This window comes from Thiohalophilus thiocyanatoxydans (genome assembly GCF_004366735.1).
GTDB classification, from domain to species: Bacteria; Pseudomonadota; Gammaproteobacteria; order UBA6429; family Thiohalophilaceae; genus Thiohalophilus; species Thiohalophilus thiocyanatoxydans.
Genome location: NZ_SOQX01000002.1, coordinates 640,316 through 657,179 on the forward strand (window position 1 = coordinate 640,316; position 16,864 = coordinate 657,179).

Annotated in this window: 20 protein-coding genes; 1 reads left to right on the plus strand and 19 read right to left on the minus strand. The window is 50.2% G+C overall.

All coding sequences use genetic code 11. The features are described 5' to 3' along the window. Positions 1–191: 191 nt before the first annotated feature. The 6 genes from EDC23_RS06760 to sdhC form a co-directional block, all read right to left on the minus strand. Positions 192–659: a protein YgfX gene (locus EDC23_RS06760; protein ID WP_134082344.1), complete on the minus strand. Its 468-nt coding sequence runs from the start codon at positions 657–659 to the stop codon at positions 192–194. Further along, positions 622–885 carry an FAD assembly factor SdhE gene (locus tag EDC23_RS06765; protein WP_134082346.1) on the minus strand — a complete coding sequence of 88 codons (264 nt, stop codon included), beginning with the start codon at positions 883–885 and terminating at the stop codon, positions 622–624. Before EDC23_RS06765 ends, EDC23_RS06760 begins: the two co-directional genes overlap by 38 nt. Before the next feature lie 2 nt (positions 886–887). Further along, positions 888–1,580 (minus strand): succinate dehydrogenase iron-sulfur subunit, encoded by a 693-nt coding sequence (locus EDC23_RS06770; RefSeq protein ID WP_134082349.1) that lies wholly within the window; start codon positions 1,578–1,580, stop codon positions 888–890. A gap of 315 nt (positions 1,581–1,895) precedes the next feature. After that, on the minus strand, positions 1,896–3,656 hold the full coding sequence (sdhA, locus tag EDC23_RS06775) for a succinate dehydrogenase flavoprotein subunit (protein ID WP_134082352.1): 1,761 nt from the start codon (positions 3,654–3,656) through the stop codon (positions 1,896–1,898). Further along, positions 3,653–3,994 (minus strand): succinate dehydrogenase, hydrophobic membrane anchor protein, encoded by a 342-nt coding sequence (sdhD, locus tag EDC23_RS06780; protein WP_134082356.1) that lies wholly within the window; start codon positions 3,992–3,994, stop codon positions 3,653–3,655. Before sdhD ends, sdhA begins: the two co-directional genes overlap by 4 nt. Next, the gene (sdhC, locus tag EDC23_RS06785; protein ID WP_134082359.1) at positions 3,991–4,374 is read right to left on the minus strand and encodes a succinate dehydrogenase, cytochrome b556 subunit; all 384 of its coding nucleotides are present in this window, start codon (positions 4,372–4,374) and stop codon (positions 3,991–3,993) included. Before sdhC ends, sdhD begins: the two co-directional genes overlap by 4 nt. A 137-nt stretch (positions 4,375–4,511) precedes the next feature. On the opposite strand from sdhC, the gene ygfZ reads away from it, so the two are divergent. Continuing rightward, positions 4,512–5,561, plus strand: coding sequence for a CAF17-like 4Fe-4S cluster assembly/insertion protein YgfZ (gene ygfZ, locus EDC23_RS06790; RefSeq protein ID WP_134082362.1), 1,050 nt, complete (start codon positions 4,512–4,514; stop codon positions 5,559–5,561). Positions 5,562–5,868: 307 nt separating this feature from the next. On the opposite strand, the gene EDC23_RS06795 is transcribed toward ygfZ, so the two are convergent. The 13 genes from EDC23_RS06795 to lysS form a co-directional block, all read right to left on the minus strand. After that, a complete protein-coding gene (locus EDC23_RS06795) occupies positions 5,869–6,336 on the minus strand; it encodes a DUF4411 family protein (protein ID WP_134082365.1) in 468 nt (155 codons plus the stop codon). Then, positions 6,336–7,508 carry an XRE family transcriptional regulator gene (locus EDC23_RS06800; RefSeq protein ID WP_166668792.1) on the minus strand — a complete coding sequence of 391 codons (1,173 nt, stop codon included), beginning with the start codon at positions 7,506–7,508 and terminating at the stop codon, positions 6,336–6,338. The genes EDC23_RS06795 and EDC23_RS06800 overlap by 1 nt, the downstream gene beginning before the upstream one ends. Positions 7,509–7,591: 83 nt before the next feature. Next, positions 7,592–7,918 carry a hypothetical protein gene (locus EDC23_RS06805; protein ID WP_166668793.1) on the minus strand — a complete coding sequence of 109 codons (327 nt, stop codon included), beginning with the start codon at positions 7,916–7,918 and terminating at the stop codon, positions 7,592–7,594. Further along, positions 7,881–8,435 (minus strand): hypothetical protein, encoded by a 555-nt coding sequence (locus EDC23_RS06810; RefSeq protein ID WP_134082375.1) that lies wholly within the window; start codon positions 8,433–8,435, stop codon positions 7,881–7,883. The genes EDC23_RS06805 and EDC23_RS06810 overlap by 38 nt, the downstream gene beginning before the upstream one ends. 302 nt (positions 8,436–8,737) lie before the next feature. After that, positions 8,738–9,226: a hypothetical protein gene (locus EDC23_RS06815; RefSeq protein WP_134082378.1), complete on the minus strand. Its 489-nt coding sequence runs from the start codon at positions 9,224–9,226 to the stop codon at positions 8,738–8,740. A 43-nt stretch (positions 9,227–9,269) separates the two neighbouring features. Continuing rightward, on the minus strand, positions 9,270–9,923 hold the full coding sequence (locus EDC23_RS06820) for a hypothetical protein (RefSeq protein WP_134082381.1): 654 nt from the start codon (positions 9,921–9,923) through the stop codon (positions 9,270–9,272). Between the two features lie 20 nt (positions 9,924–9,943). Next, positions 9,944–10,567 carry a hypothetical protein gene (locus tag EDC23_RS06825; RefSeq protein ID WP_134082384.1) on the minus strand — a complete coding sequence of 208 codons (624 nt, stop codon included), beginning with the start codon at positions 10,565–10,567 and terminating at the stop codon, positions 9,944–9,946. 351 nt (positions 10,568–10,918) lie between these two features. Beyond that, the gene (locus EDC23_RS06830) at positions 10,919–11,497 is read right to left on the minus strand and encodes a restriction endonuclease (protein ID WP_134082388.1); all 579 of its coding nucleotides are present in this window, start codon (positions 11,495–11,497) and stop codon (positions 10,919–10,921) included. Then, positions 11,497–11,889, minus strand: a complete 393-nt coding sequence (locus EDC23_RS06835) for a hypothetical protein (protein WP_134082391.1) — start codon at positions 11,887–11,889, stop codon at positions 11,497–11,499. Before EDC23_RS06835 ends, EDC23_RS06830 begins: the two co-directional genes overlap by 1 nt. Before the next feature lie 624 nt (positions 11,890–12,513). Next, positions 12,514–13,443 carry a hypothetical protein gene (locus EDC23_RS06840; RefSeq protein ID WP_134082394.1) on the minus strand — a complete coding sequence of 310 codons (930 nt, stop codon included), beginning with the start codon at positions 13,441–13,443 and terminating at the stop codon, positions 12,514–12,516. Positions 13,444–13,537: 94 nt separating this feature from the next. After that, positions 13,538–13,684 (minus strand): zinc ribbon-containing protein, encoded by a 147-nt coding sequence (locus tag EDC23_RS14365; protein ID WP_134082397.1) that lies wholly within the window; start codon positions 13,682–13,684, stop codon positions 13,538–13,540. A 134-nt stretch (positions 13,685–13,818) separates the two neighbouring features. After that, on the minus strand, positions 13,819–14,367 hold the full coding sequence (locus EDC23_RS06850; RefSeq protein WP_134082400.1) for a hypothetical protein: 549 nt from the start codon (positions 14,365–14,367) through the stop codon (positions 13,819–13,821). 819 nt (positions 14,368–15,186) lie between these two features. Beyond that, positions 15,187–16,704: a lysine--tRNA ligase gene (lysS, locus tag EDC23_RS06855; protein ID WP_134082403.1), complete on the minus strand. Its 1,518-nt coding sequence runs from the start codon at positions 16,702–16,704 to the stop codon at positions 15,187–15,189. Positions 16,705–16,864 lie beyond the last annotated feature (160 nt).

Below are 16,864 nucleotides of genomic sequence, written 5' to 3' on the forward strand. Positions count from 1 at the left end.
CCGAAGTCTCGAAGCAGGTTAATTTTACTTCGTGTCTTCGTGATGAGGTTTTATAAGCATCAGGTGTCACGCAGGCTATCGCCAGCATGACCTACGCTACTAATCCTCGCTATTAGCAAGATGATTCCCTCCCCTTCCAGGGGAGGGCCAGGGAGGGGTGATATAAAATCAGTCCCGGCAAACCCAGCTCGTCACTCGTTCCTCGTAACTCGGCCCTGGTCCGAAGACCCCGCATACCTTAATCGTAACCACAACAGGTGCCACTGTTCTTTGGCCAGACTGTCGGGCAACAACACCTTGTAAAGTCGTCGTCCGTTTACCGGCTGCAGGTGCAGGATGATCAAACCGCGAGTGATGTAGCTGGACGGCAGCATTGACAGATCCGGCCAGTGCTGCTCATCCATCTGACAGTCCCAGGCACCATCGGTCCGCCAGATCAGACGCGTTGAGCGCCGGCTGTCCCGGTAATGGCGCCATATCTGCCAGAGCAAACTGGTCACCAGCGCCGCGAACAACGCAAAACGCACGCTCGCCGGCAAGATCAACGGCTGTAACAACGCCACGCCGGCCAGTGCGTGCAGTACAATCAGATAGATCAGTAAATAGCGGGAGGGGGTCGGCTCAAGTTCCAGCCGCGTTTCGAATTTGTTCTGCCACATCGGCCACATCCTTGTCGTGCGGGACACCGTATCCCAGCAAATAGTCCAGTAATTGTTGATCAGGGTACGTCAGCAGCGTCGCCAGGGCGTCTCGCTGTTGTTGTGTCAAACGGGTAAAGTGATTTTCCACAAACGGTTGCAGCATCAGATCCAGTTCCAGCATGCCGCGTCGGCATTGCCAGTAAATACGGGATTGCTCCGGCGTACTGTCCGTCAACATAGTCATGGTCAGAACATCTCCTTGACCATCATCTTCTTGATATTGTTAATCGCCTCCGCGGGATTGAGTCCCTTCGGACAGACATTGGTACAATTCATAATGGTATGACAACGAAACAGCCGGAAGGGCCCTTCCAGCTCCTCAAGCCGTTGCGCCCGGGCCTGATCCCGGCTGTCGGCCAAAAAGCGGTAAGCCTGTAACAACGCGGCCGGTCCCCGGTACTTTTCCGGATTCCACCAGAACGAGGGGCACTGGGTCGTGCAGCAGCCACAGAGGATGCATTCATACAGGCCGTCGAGCTTTTCCCGTTCTTCGGGCGTCTGCCGGTATTCCACCTCCGGCTCGGGATCGTCAACGATGAGATACGGCTTGATAGCCCGGTAATGGGAAAAGAACTGATCCATGTCCACCACCAGATCCCGAATCACCGGCATCCCCGGCACCGGCCGCACTACGACCGGCTCCTTCAACGTCGCCAGCGGCGTCAGACATCCCAACGCATTGGTCCCGTTGATATTGAGCGCATCGGAGCCGCACACGCCTTCGCCACAGGAATGCCGAAACACCAGCGTCTCGTCCTGCTCTTTAAGCTTGAGCAGCGCATCGCGCAGCATCATCCCCGGACGCGCCTCCAGCTCGAACTCCTGCATCCAGGGGTCCTGGTCGCTTTCGGGATCGTATCGATAGATTTGAAATCGCATTGTCTCAGCTCATCAAGATTATCGGCTTACATTAACAGTATAACGCCAGGCGGGTCTCTCTCACTTTTCGAAAAGGGCCGAGGGACGAGTGACGAGGAACGAGGTTTTTTATCCCCTCCCCTAACCCCTCCCTATGGGAGGGGGATTGATCGTGCCGGTAGCGAGATCATTCCCTCCCCTGCAAGGGGAGCACCCGGGGGCATAAAGGTCAGGGAGGGGTGATATAAAATCAGTCCCGTCAAATCCCACCTCGGCCCTCGTACCTCGTCACTCGTCCCTTTTCCTAGCCCCTAGGACCTAGCCCCTAGTCACTACTCAGTAGACTCGTTCCTTCGGCGGGAACGAGTCGACCGTCAACGGTTTCAACGTCACCGGCTTGTAATCCAGGCGATGTTGTTCCTTATAGTATAGAGAATGTTTCAGCCAGCGCTGGTCGTCCCGGTCAGGATGGTCGATCCGCGAATGGGCGCCGCGACTCTCCTGACGGCCCAGCGCCGAGGCTACGGTGGCAATCGCAATATCCATCAGGTTTTCCAGCTCCAGGGCCTCAATCCGCGCGGTATTGAAGATTTTGCTGTGATCCTTGAGGCGCACAGCCTGAAGTCGCTGTTCCAGTTGTAAGACCTTGTCGAGCCCCTGCTGCAGAATTTCTTCGCTGCGAAATACCCCGCAGTAATTTTCCATGGTGGTTTGCAGTTCCTTTTTCAAAACCGGCACCGATTCCCCCTCGCCTTTTTGATCCCAGCGCTGCAGGTGCGCCATGGCCTGTTCGACACTGTCGTGGTCCAGAGGGCGGTGGTAGCGGTTGTCGTTCAGGTAGTCGATGATGTCATTGCCGGCGGCCCGCCCGAATACCACGATATCCAGCAGCGAGTTGCCGCCCAGGCGGTTGGCGCCGTGGACCGAGACACAGGCGCACTCGCCCACCGCATACAGTCCCGGAATCGACTCCTGTCCCTGCGCCACCGGCACGATCACCCGGCCGTGGCGATCGGTGGGGATCCCACCCATCGTATAATGCGCCGTGGGAAAGACCGGAATCGCCTCCTCGGCCGGATCGATGTGCAGGAACATTTTCACCGTGTCGCAGATCCCCGGCAGGCGCTTGTACAGCACCTCGCGGCCCAGATGATCCAGTTTCAGCAGCACATGATCCCCGTCGGAACCGCAGCCGCGCCCTTCACGCACTTCGGTGGCGATCGCCCGGCTGACCACGTCGCGACTGGCCAGATCGCGGGCATGGGGGGCATAGCGCTCCATGAACCGCTCGCCGTCCTTATTTATAAGGTAGCCCCCCTCGCCCCGCGCGCCTTCGGTGATCAACATGCCGCGTCCGGCGATGCCGGTCGGATGGAACTGGAAGAACTCCATATCCTGGACCGGAATCCCGGCCCGCAATGCCATCGCCAGTCCGTCGCCGGTGTTGATATGCGCGTTGGTGTTGGTGCGAAACAGCTGTCCCGCCCCGCCGGTGGCCAGCAGGGTGGTCTTGGCCTCGATCAGCAGGGGCTCGCCGGTTTCGATCTCCAGCACCAGGGCGCCGAGGATAAATCCCTCCTGGTCCTTGATCAGATCAATGGCGAAATACTCGTCGAAAAAATGGGTCTTGGCGCGAATGTTCTGCTGATAGAGGGTATGCAAAATGGCATGGCCGGTACGATCCGCCGCTGCACAGGTGCGCGCCGCCTGATCCCCGCCGAAGTTCTGGCTCTGGCCGCCGAAGGGGCGCTGATAAATCTTGCCGTTATCCAGCCGGCTGAAGGGCACGCCGGCATGTTCCAGCTCCACCACCAGGTTCGAGGCCGAGCGGCACATGTATTCGATGGCATCCTGATCGCCGAGATAGTCACTGCCCTTGACCGTGTCGTACATGTGCCAGTGCCAGCTGTCGGGCAACACATTGGCCAGTGCCGCATTCATGCCACCCTGGGCCGCCACCGTGTGCGAACGGGTGGGAAACACCTTGGAGACCACCGCCACACTGGCTTCGGCCTGGGCCAGTTGCAACGCCGCGCGCAACCCCCCGCCACCGGCGCCGATCACCAGGGTATCGAATTGTCGTTTTGCAATTGTCATAACGCCACTACCGAAATCAGAATCCACATCGACCAGATACCCAGTGCCAGCAGAAACACCAGCAGGCCGACCAGAATCGTAAAGCGCCAGGCCAGCGAATGAACGTAGTCCACCAGAATATCCCGCATCCCGACCCCGGCATGGAACAACAGCGCCAGAATAAAGATGGCGGTCGCCACGTTGATTGCCGGATGCGCCACTAAGGCGCGCCAGCCGGCATAATCCAGCGGCGCATTGGCGGCGTAAGTGATCAGGGCGGCGACAACAAACAGCGTCAGATAGACGGAGGTCAGCCGCTGCCATAACCAGGCCCGCAAGCCCTGTCCGTGCAGACTCACAGCAACACTCCCATCAGCAGTGCGATCAGCACCAGCGCGGCCAGTGCCAGCACCAGCCAGGCACTGGCGCGCGCGGCCGCCAGGCGCATGCCGATATCCAGATCCAGTAATAAAAAGCGAACCCCGGAAAACAGGTGAGAAAACAGCGCCCAGAGCACGAGCAACGACAGCAGGCGGACCCAGCCGCATTGGAGAATCTCGCTGACCCGCTCAAACCCCTGTTCGCTGTGCAGGGACAACGCGAACAAAAAAACCACAACCGGCAGCGACAACACCAGCACGGCGCCACTGACGCGGTGCGCAAATGACACAACCCCCGTCACCGGCAGATGGATCCTGAACAGGTTAAGAAATTTTGGCCGTACGTTTTTTGTTGTCATTATTGCCAGTGTAGTCGTTTCAGGCACAGCGTCCAGCTATACAAATTCAGCGACGCTATCGAGCTTAGGAAGATGCGCTAAGAAATGTTACTATCCGTTATCTGCCAACACATATCAAGCGGGTGAAGGGTCAAGTTATGAACAGTGAATGGCAAACATTTCTGGCGCAACAACACGCCAGCATCGCGGACGATCAGGTCACCGACTTTGGTGCGCCGCAGGATGAACTGCGCGCGGCCGACTCGGCCACGGTCATCGCCGATCTCTCGCATCAGGGCGTGATTACCGCCACCGGCAGCGATACCGAGGCCTTCCTGCAGGGACAGTTCACCAACGATGTCCACCAGGTAACCGACGAACACAGCCAACTGAGCGCCTATTGCAGCCCCAAGGGTCGCATGCTGGCGAACATACGCCTGTTCCGCCGGGGCGAGCTCTATTGCCTGGCCCTGCCCCGCCCGCTTCTCGAGCCGACGCTCAAACGGCTGCGCATGTTCGTGCTGCGCAGCGACGCCACCCTGGAGGACGCCAGTGAGACGCTGGCCCGCTTCGGTATCGCCGGTCCCGACGCCGAAACGCTGCTCGGCGCCTGGCTACCCGGCCTGCCGGCCGCGGTCGACGACACCGTGCAACACCAGGAGTTGACCGTGATCCGCATCCCCGGCCCGCAGGCCCGGTTCGAGATCCACGGCCCGAGCGGCCCGTTGATCGATCTGTGGCAGGCGCTGCAAAGCGGTGGTGCGATCCCGGTCGGCTATCCCGCCTGGAGCTGGCTGGATATCACCGCCGGCGTCCCGAGCCTGGACAGCGACACCACCGACGCCTTCGTCCCGCAGATGGCCAACCTGCACAGCCTCGGCGGCATCAGCTTCAAAAAGGGTTGTTACACCGGCCAGGAAGTGGTGGCCCGGATGCACTACCTGGGCACCCTCAAGCGCCGCATGTACCGCGCCCATATCGATACCGACACCCCACCCGCCCCCGGCGAGCCCCTTTACAGCCCCGGTGGCGAAAGCAGCGTCGGCAAGGTGGTCCTCGCCCAGCCCTCACCCCAGGGCGGCGTCGATCTGCTCGCCGTGCTGCAAATCAGCAGCGCCGAAGCCGGCCCGATCCATGTCAGCAACCCCGACGGCCCGGCACTGGCATTTCAGGAGTTGCCCTACAGCGTGGCGCTGGAAACCGGTTAGGGTTTCTTGCAGGGAATAAAAAACGGAGGGATTGATTAAAATTTAATCCCTCCGACGCCATTTTCTGCGGGCTGTTTCATCATGCCAATGAAATGATGGATCTGTATCGGGAATACAGTAGCCGAAAATAACCAACACAGCTGGCTGGTTAAAGTTTAATCCCTACGCCCCATTTCTACTGAGTCGACAATAGACATATCTGCATTCGGCCAGAAGAGAAGCCGACATTCAACATAACGATAGAACTGTGTATCAGGCGCGTTCTTTGCGCCTATCTCACACGAATGACTTGTTATTTTGCAGGTTTTCATGCCCCAAGTCCTTCGCGCCTAAACATTTCTACAATATCAATGCATTCAACACTTAAATCAGAACATACATTAGGTATTTTAGGTCTTATGTATGAGTTGCTGGCTTTCTCTTCAGTAACAACAGAACAATCAAATTCAACTGCGGTTGCTATTACAAACGGATCAGCGCTAGATTTATTTTTTCTGAGATCCAATAACCCAGGATGTGAGCTGAGTATTTCAGTGGCACGTAACTGGATATCTGGCGTTAATGGCTGAAAAAAGTTATGTCGAGATTGTGCCCATGAGGATATTTCATCTTCGAAGACATTCAACTCCTCCCATACATCTTCAGCAGAAATGAGAATTCCAGAATCAGCTAGTTCAGTTAACTTAAGCCATGGGTCTGGAAATACGTCCTCAGGATATGTATGTCGCATCTTAGTTAGTGAGCATGTATCTATTAGGTACTTAGGCAGCCCCATTATTTACTGCCTAACATTGACTCGATGGCAGAAAAATGTTTAGCTCTCACGCCCAAATAATCAGAAGCATCGTTCCTTGTAATTACATTGCTATTCATAGCGTCAAAAACGAGAGAGACAAATTGCCTGCTTTTAGCGCTTATCACATCAATTGATGGCGTTACAAAGCCACCCTTTTGACGTTTTTTGTATTCTATAGCCTCTTGAGTGTAACGCTCTCTATTCTCTAGATAGAATTCTCTAGTAGTAAGCCCGTGATCTAACAGCTTACGAAGAATAACTTCTCTGCTGACACCAAAATCTTTAGCAATTGGAGAAAGAATTTCATCATTCCACTGGTTACTAGGGACACCGCGTAATTGTTTATATGATAAAAGTAAACTATCTGGGACAAGAACATGGGAGGCAACCGCATTACAAAATGCCTCTAGTTTTTGATCATGTACTGGTCGACTATCATCAGAATTAAGGTCACAAAGTCCACTTGATCGTAGTAATAAATGCGTGAATTCATGCAATAAGGTAAATGATCTTGCTGCATAGGCATCTTTTCTATTTACTACTATCAGAGGCATATAATCAAAGTAAACAGAGTAGCCCCTCATATCACGCAAAGCGATATGAGTAGACTGTAGTGCTAAGACGCCATAGGAAGATATTGCATTACGCCATTCATTAAACGCTACACGGGAAGATCTAAATTTCTTTTGCTTTTCAAATGAAATTCCTAGTACTTTTCGAATATTTGTGGCGACGATCTCGGGTTTATCATTAATTGAGCACTCGAGTTCGAATCGCGAAAATGATTCATCAAGCTCATTTTCAAGCTCAAGCGCAATTTCTCGAGCTTGTAAATTCATGCGAAGTTCTATAGTTATATCTGGATCAATATCATTACTTTCTGCACCATGATGTAGGCGGTAATCTTTAACTGGTGGTGTGAAAACCTGAGGTGGTGAGGGTAGGAAAAAAGCGCCGAAGTTAATGCGGTATTTTTTTGCTATATTTCTTAGTTGGTTTACTGTTGGTTGTTTACTACCAGATTCCCAGCTCTCCAGATTTTCACGGGTTACTTTCAACTTATCAGCAGCATAATCAATATCCATACGACATGACTTTCGTGCCCAAATCAGTAAATCTGGATTAATTTGAGCTCGTATAGGATTAGCCAAAGTAATATTCTCCTGTCATATAACGTTAAAACTGTGCGGAGCAAATGACGTGCAGTGTGGTTTCCAGCCTAACAAGCGCATTGTTATACAATATTTGCATATCTTTCAAATTCTTCCTCAGTACAATTAATATAATCTCCATACTTGCTATGCAAAACACCACGGAATTTTCTAACTTTTTTAGAAATACACATTCCATTAAGGTCTCTATTTTTCAAAAAATCTACAATTTCATATTGAGCTATGTCTGACATTGATATTGTAGAAAGCACTTCTTTATCGACAATTTTCAAGCAAACCCTAGAAAGATTTGCTAGCGCCAATGCATCATTTACATTAAATGCTAGGAAATAAGGATTTGAAAAATCAAAGTCATAAATTTCGGTTTTTTTTCGATTTCCAGTAACCATTGAGATGATTTGCATCATTTTTTATTAGAGAACTAAAGTCCTGTGTCATTTCCTCTCCTAAATGAGCAATATGATTCCGCCTTAATCGTAGATATTTTATTGTTTTAATAATTGCGCTATGAATTTCGTTACCACCCCACGCTTTAATTTTACTGGCTAATTGTTGTTCTGGCTTATCATCGTTTATGGAATCATGCAGACTTGGCAAGACGCTTGCTCTGTAATCCTCTATTTCTTCTATGTAATAAAGTAGGTACTCGACAGCGGAAATAAGACTAACGCCTACTAAGGTATTGAAAGATTTCCTTCTAAACTCAGTTAACGCACTTGCCTTTATGTGCAGCCTTTCAGAAAATTGATTATCAGGAAATATGTCGGTTGTATATTTATCTTCGTTATTCTTGGTGTTTTTTTCTAAATGCGCCTCTACTTCAGCATCTGAAAATAAGAAATATATCAACTGATCATTAACTTCAGCAAGTCTAGCTTCATATTTTCGGAGTATTGGTGTTTTCACGAGTCTATTTCAATATTTATGCCTAACGCTGCGCCCTGTGTTAAATTTGGATCGCAGTGGAAATTTTATCTGGCATCATCACCTTTATTAAACACTACAGCTTCCCTTTTAGCGAATGGTTGGTTGCCAACCGGATGCTCCACGAGATTTCACGTAACATATCAGTAGATCAGCAGCACCACGAGAATTAACCTAACCCATATCAATTCAATGGTCGGTGATCGGCAGAAGCGGTCATTCAACGACGAAACTCACTTGCGCGAGTGAAGCGCAGCGGAATGAGTATCAAATGGAGAGACGTGTTAGGCACGACATTTCCATTCCTTACCTGTTTGATCAATCGCGTAAGCTAACACTGGTAAGAAAACTGATTCGCCTCTTCTTAGATATACCGAGAACGTCTTTGCTGCCCTTGGTTCAAGTGTCTCACTATGTGACTCAGATAAAGATTGCAGGAAATGGCTCATTTGATGATTGACTAGCGCTTGGTGTTTCTTTCCGTCTTTATCCATGACTCCGACGTCGTGAAGCGGCGCTGAAATACTACCGAGATTACGCACTGTCACCGTATAGACTTCAACAAGATTAGGTTTATCCCAAGTATTTTCGCTGTTATCTGTATTAAGAAGCTCAATGTTCTTTGATTTGTTCTGGTGGCCAGCATATGAAACGGAAAGTTTGATTTGATCTTTCTTAACGTTATGTCGATGACTAAAGAATGTGATCAAGAGAGCAGCTGTACCAGTAACAGATCCATACAACGCTAGTCCATTCTCACTAAGCCACGACATCACGTTACCTCCAAGCGCCTAATGCAGAGCTGAGCCGCAGTGATCAGCCTGTCGGCTCGAGCACGTGGTTATGTGAATGCAGGGGGAAGTGTAAAAATCTACCTACCTCCCAAGTCCAAACCGACACAAGAAACTCTCCGATAGGCTTGGCATGTCGCTCAAGCTGTTCAGAAAGCTCGTTTGCTATCTTTCTAGCCTCCCCTGACGTTTTTGCTTGGCAGACCATGACCTTGCTGGCACGGGACCGATTTTTAAGCAGCTTCTTGAAGTCCCTGACCACTTCGCTACTATCTAAGTCCATCTCGATTTCCATTGCGAGTACGAACCGTCTAGAGCCACACTCATCTTCCCAGCTGAGATCGAATCTGTTGTACTCTGCTTGGTCGGCCTGATTCTGATATTCAGGATCGGCACCAGTGGTTTTCTCGGCACGAACTGCCATTCTTCTTCTTCTACCCTCTAGCGTGAACCGGTCCTTGATGTCCTGGTTTTTCCTTCTCCGAAACCACTTCAAGCTGAGAGTGCCGATGTCGCCCTTTCGCGATCTCCGGTACTGAGGGTCAGACAAGTAGAGACCCATCTCGTGCTTTGAAAAGCCAGCAGCAATTCCTATGGCTATTTTCCGCACATTTGCAGTGTGCGCAACCTCGTCTAGAAGTTTTTCGATATCACTGATTACAATCGTCGATTGATCCATAGCTCGCTCAATACATAACGCTAGCGATCAGGCGCGCAGCTTTTCTGCATTGGCTGAAGCGCATTGTTATGCTGGCCAAATAGAAGCCGCGCCACTAGGGGAGACCATTTCTCGTAGCTAATCCCGCTTGACGGATGGTTCGTATACCACGCGAACACCGATTCCCACGATGAAGGCAACTCTACGACATGTGGATCGATATGACTGTGCCTGACATGCCGAATGAAATGATTCCAATTGGTTTTTCCAAGAACCCATATCCTTTGTGGGCGGATCGCCTCAGTGATTTCACCAAACGCGGCCACTGATTCACGCCACATATCGTCGGTAGGGCGATCTCGGGCAACCTCGCCTACGCGCACTTGCACGAAGTTATAGAACGCAACATCGTTCCAGAACGCTTCACGCGACAGAGTGCCCCTGGAAAGGCAGGCCAACTTCCGAATTTTTGTTGCAAACCTCGAGAAGTTCGGATCGTCATTGTGCCCTAGGTGCGTGCGGACGCAGTTGACCACCAAATTGTCGGAAAACGCTTCCGGAGCCGTGTAGTTGGATTCCCCGATGATCAGGGTTCGGAACGGCAGCTCCTTTGGTGTGTGGTAATTCTCTCCGATCCACGGATGAACCTTAACGTGGTGCCACATGCGTTCCCCTCTCGGCATAACAGTTGTTGATAGGAAACCTATTGGTCCGTATAGCATAATTCAGTAATTGCTAATATAAAGCTTTAAATTATTGTTATAGAAATAGCTCAGTCATACCACACCCCGTTATCAATAATTGTATAATGGGACCAAAGCTTGCACATTGCAAACTCTGCCTCTGCCCCCTAGGCCTTATAAAACTTTATAACCTAATGGAGTTAACATCGTTATCCCGATGACTGCTTTGAGTTGGTATCTGCCTATCCATATATTCTAGACTACTCCAACATCAATTCAATGGACTGTGAACGGCCAGGAGCAGTCATTTAGCGATCCAAGAAGGGGAGCACGTCAGTTCCTCCCACTTGTTTGGCTTGCTATACCTTTGGACTCCAATGCACTCTTAATACTTTTAGCTAATGCTTCATTTTCGCCACTCGCTAACGCTATACTCTTATTTATTTTTTTAATATAGTCAATAGACGAGATTGAGAACCCATTTTTAGAAATATACAATGCATCATCAATATCGCTCGGGAACTTGCGCAATGTTTCCTTGACCACATTCGCCGAAAGTGGTTTTGAGTGAGATTTAACTTCGACGGCAACCAACCTATCTCCCGATCTCAATAGGAGATCGTAACCTTTATCTGAAAAGTTAAGTGAAGTTTCTTCAACTTCAAAGTTGAGACTCCTGAGAATATCAGCAACAGATTTCTCATATTCAATCGCATCGTTAAAGGACGATCGAATATTGCTCTCTCCATTATTTTCAGTAATTATTTCAATCTCGCCCCCACTACTATTTTTGAGTGTGATAATCTTTTGTTCTAATTTTTTCCTAACTATTTTCTTTGTAATATAAACAGACACAGCCGCAAGTATTGATGAAAAAATACCGATTAATAAGCTCATTAGATCTATATTCATCACATGAACTCCTTAACCGCACCAAGAATTATACTAACAATATAGAGACCTGCTCCGGCCAATATTTGAGCAGGAAAACCAAGAAAAATAAATGAAGAGCCTTGGATAGACAATGTGCAAACCCAGAACCAGACAAATAGAGAAACGAATAAAAAAAACCACATTAGATTAACGAAAACCTGGTCTCTTTTGGAAACTTTGATCCAACGTTCCCCTTCTTCTGTTTCAAATTCAAACTCCTTTAACTTTGTTAGCGGGACTAGAAATGAAATTCCAGTTGCTGCCAGAGTTGGCCCCACAAACCCTAACGTATCGACATTCAACAGGTTTCTAAGCAAAGCTTCGAATGAAACTAATATGATCGGAAAACCATATACGATTAGTGAGTGCATTTAGAAAATTCCTTAGTCACTAACTCCTCACTTTTTGTATAATGCCCACGCAAACGACGCGACGACAGGAGCGTCAGGCGACCGCAGAGTGCGAATTTGATGTGATTGCTATGCATTGTTACAGATACAGTTCATTTTTCTAATAAATGCATTTTTTCTATCCTTATTACCAAGCACTTCTCTTTTGTAGCTATTTATGTAATATTTAAGTGCTTGCAGGAAATGAAACCTGTTTAGAATTTTTATGCCATTGTCTTGCTTCACTAAAACGTCAGTGTCAATTCGTATTTTCCATCCATTACGCATCATTGCTTCATGCAGAAGTGAGCAGCGTACGTTTTTAAAGAAGTCCTCAGCAAGAGTAACATTGAAAAATGATTTAAATGGCTCTTTAGTGGTAAGGAAATTTACAAACAGCGCCTTACTGTTTCCGTTGCCGTATTCTGTATTGTTTCTTGGTTTTTCGTATTTATAGCACTTACCTTCATAGAAGGTTTCTGCATAAATGGGGTCGGTGACAAACGAGAATTATTTGCATTAGCATTTGTCACCGACCCCTTATCTACGCTGAATAAGCCGCCGATTTGGAGCGGCAGCGGAAAATCGGTCGGCTTGATTCTCTGGTTAGTCGTCGGTTTCGTCGAACTCCATCATACGCTGGCGCCGTTCCCTCATGATTTCTCGATCTTTTAGATACTGCCTCTGCTTCTCTTCATACTCTTCTTTGTCAGGTCGAGCACGCTCTGAAATATCATCCTTATCGAGATTTCCCAGAAATCGCTCGAGTTCTTCAATCGTTTCAATGGTTTCAACTACTTCTTCCCTCGTCGGTTCAGAGCGGCCATGCGCAGCCATATTCCTGATGTGCCGCATTTTCTGAATTTTGAAAAGGAGGTGCTCCGGCAGCGCAATCCCATAGTGCGCCAAGCGGCCTCTTGTCAGCTCCATCATGAATGGTCGCCGCCGACCAAAGTCCAAGCCTGCCTCCGACATAAATACTTCTGTCATTTTTTCAAAATAGGACCAAGCAGAAAGAAGCGCGCCTAAGGGGTGGATCTTGGAAAGCTCTTGTAGCTTTTCAAGCTCCTGGTCATTCGACGGGTTGCTGAGGTTGTACTCAGCGAGGTCCTGTTCCTCAGCAAATTGAGATATTATTTCATCATATTCTTGACCATAGTGCTTTTTAAGAACCTGCTTAAAGAATTCTTGAGCAATGCTCATGTAGAAAATACTGGTAAGCTCATTAGGCGATCCAAATCGGTGCTGGAGCGCGTTACGCTCATCAATTAACAGCTCAACCTTATTAAGATATGGAACCTCAATCTCATGCTTTTCAAGTGCTGATAGGCACCCCTGGATTGTGATCGTTTCTTTTGGGTTTTTGTATATTGATTCACCCGAATCGAGAACCAAGTCTTTTAGGATTAGCTCGATTGCGTTAGCAAGATGTAGGATCACCAGCTTTCGGTCCAACTCTTTCTTGCCGTTGTAATGTGACAATGAGTGCCCGAGAAGCTCCATTGCACTTTGAAATAAAGGTGACTCTATTGCCACAATCCCTCCTTAATGACGAAAACCCACAGGGTCAGGTCTTGTCTTTTGCTTATAGAAAGACAAAAGGCAAGACCTGCCCCTGATTTCCTCGAGGTCAACAACGCCTATACGTGGTGTTTTGACCCTTACCGCACTTTCCACATGGCGGCAGACGGTCCGAAGCATCGTCGAGCCGAACGCTCCAGTCACAGTTGGTGCAGCAGTAACGACCGATTCCGGGTTTTTCTCCCACTTTGTACATATTCTCACCTCCAGTAAGTTACGGATCCTGCCAGATTCACGGGGAATAAAAATTGAATTCTAATTTCCAGTGCAACACTTACAATACATTTTGACAAAGAAAATGGTGTTTTGTAGGTTGATTATATCTGCTTGTTACCCCTTTTCTTTTACGGCATCCACTTTTTCTATGAATTCTCGGATGGACAAGATTGCTGTTCCCTGACCACCAGGAATTCTCTCGATGGTGAATCTCGCATCCTCATACCCTTTGCTTGTATGGATTCTTATGCGGCAGTCTTTCGAATCCACCATACGCTCAAGGAGCGAATAAGGAATAACAACTGTATTCTTGCTTTCCGTATAAATAGTTCGAGAAACTGAATTGTAGCCACTACTGTCAAGATTTGTTGGTTTGCCGGACGAGAACGACTTGATATCACCATCAATGTTTATCTCAACTCCACTTAGGCCAACATATGCGGCACCACTTCCTGATGTATTCGAACTATGGGACAGTACTAATGCAACATGCTCAGGTGCGTTACTTGACCAGCGCGCCCCTAATTTAACGCTATTCCCCCATGAGCTATCGGGATCATACAACCAGTTGGGTGACACCTCGACTATTGTAGCGTCGTCAAACGTCGATTTTTCCTGTTTTACTACGCCTAAACCTGCCATTTTAGAAGTCGCGTCAGCCATGCCAGCGCATCCCGAGAACGCAGGCACAATGGTGATTGCGAACAGTACTGGTAATATTCTTTCGAGCATTATATTTTCCTTATTTACAGAGCGAACTGTGATTTAGGCAGAATCTGTCTATTGCAGTAAAACACAGAAATTACCCCTGATATTAGCAAGCATTTTTCGGTTTTTCGACCGCACTACCCGGCTAATTTTCATGAATATCAGGGTTTTCTGAATCGTATCTAGAGGGCTTGTGTCCCGTCAGACGCCGCCGAGCATCGCAGTGGAAGGAGGATTAGCCCGAAGGGTGCGCGCAGGGTGCCCTGACCCATCGGAGATGGGTAGGGTACTCATAATGAAACCCGAAGGGGTTCTATGAGACAAGCCGCCACTCGCCAGTCGGCACACGGAGGTGCCGTCTGGCGAGCCCGACTGGAGCGAGAAGCGCAGGGAACCGGTTCAGCCATTGGAAATGGCTGAAGCGGCGGCGTCTTCGGGCGCGTTTTCTTTGGTTCGTTTCGTTGTCGCGTAACAACGAAATGAACCCGAGGCGCGCTGGCGGGTCAGCGCTTTCAAGATACAGCTTGCCCGGAGGGCGATCATTTAGAGAGGACTGGATGCTTGATCACCCCACCCTGGCCCTCCCCTTGGAGGGGAGGGAATATAGTCTGAGGTGCGAGAGCCCGCTTTCAAGATCAAGGGCGCCCGGAGGGCGATCATTTAGGAAGTAGATTTTTATCACCCCACCCTAGCCCTCCCCTTGGAGGGGAGGGAATAAAGTCTGAGGTGCGAGAGCCCGCTTTCAAAATTCAGCTCGCCCGAAGGGCGATCATTTCAGACATCCGGCCGCATGTGCGGAAACAACAACACGTCGCGGATCGAAGGGGAGTCGGTGAAGAGCATGACCAGGCGGTCTATGCCGATGCCCTCGCCCGCCGTGGGGGGCATGCCGTGTTCCAGAGCCGTGACGTAGTCTTCGTCGAAGTACATCGCTTCCTCGTCGCCGGCTTCCTTCTCCTCGACCTGCTGGCGGAAGCGTTCGGCCTGGTCCTCGGCGTCGTTGAGCTCCGAGAAGCCATTGGCAATCTCGCGCCCGCCGACGAAGAATTCGAAACGGTCGGTGACGAAGGGATCGTTGTCGTTGCGTCGCGCCAGGGGGGAGACTTCGGTGGGATAGGCGGTGATGAAGGTCGGGTCCTTGAGGCGATGTTCGACCGTCTTCTCGAAGATCTCGATCTGCACCTTGCCCAGGCCGTAGCTCTCTTTGAGTTGAACGCCGAGGCGTTTGGCGTGGTCGCGGGCCGTGTCGAGATCGTCCAGATCGGCTTCGCTGATATCCGTATTGAAGTGCAGGATCGACTCTTTTACGCTCATGCGCGCGAAGGGCTTGCCGAAGTCGTATGCCTCGCCCTGATAGGTCACCAGCGTGTTACCGAGGACGGACTGGGCGGTGTCGCGCAGCATCGCTTCGGTGAGATCCATCAGATCGCGGTAGTCGGCATAGGCCTCGTAGAACTCGAGCATGGTGAACTCGGGATTGTGCCGGGTGGAGAGGCCTTCGTTACGGAAGTTGCGATTGATCTCGAACACCCGCTCGAAGCCGCCGACCACCAGGCGCTTGAGATAGAGCTCCGGGGCGATGCGCAGATAGAGATCCATATCCAGCGCATTGTGATAGGTGGAAAACGGTTTGGCGGTGGCACCGCCGGGGATGACCTGCATCATCGGGGTTTCCACTTCCAGAAAACCGCGCTGGATCAAAAATTCACGAATGTGGCTGATGATCTTCGAGCGAGTCTGGAAGGTGGTGCGCGACTCCTCGTTCATGATCAAATCGAGATAGCGCTGGCGATAGCGGGTCTCCTGATCGGCGAGGCCCTTGAACTTCTCCGGCAGGGGGCGCAGGGACTTGGTCAGCAGGCGAATGCTGTCCGCCTTGATGGACAGCTCGCCGGTGTTGGTTTTCATCAGCGTGCCTTCGGCACCGATGATGTCGCCCAGATCCCATTTTTTGAACTGCTCGTTGTAAATGCCTTCGGGCAGATCGTCGCGGCGTACGTAAAGCTGAATGCGGCCCGACATATCCTGCACGGTGCAAAAGCTCGCCTTGCCCATGATCCGACGCAGCATCATGCGCCCGGCCACCCTCACCCGCACCGGGTTGGCCTCCAGTTCCTCGGCACTCTTCTCGCCGTACTCGGCGTGCAACTCCCCGGCCACCACGTTGCGGCGAAAGTCGTTGGGAAACGCCACGCCGGACTCACGTAACTCGCCCAGCTTGCGCCGCCGCTCGGCGATCAGCTTGTTCTCGTCGACGGGCTGTTCCGGTTGCTGCTCGTTGTTATCTGCCATGAGTTATCTCTTTGATCAATTTATTCACCACGAAGACACCAAGACACGAAGTAAACACAATTGTGTTATTAAATCCCCGTCAGGTGACCGCTTTGTGTTTAATGACTGGATTCCGATCGGAGCCTGTGCCGAAATGACAACTTGTTTTCCTCGTTACTCG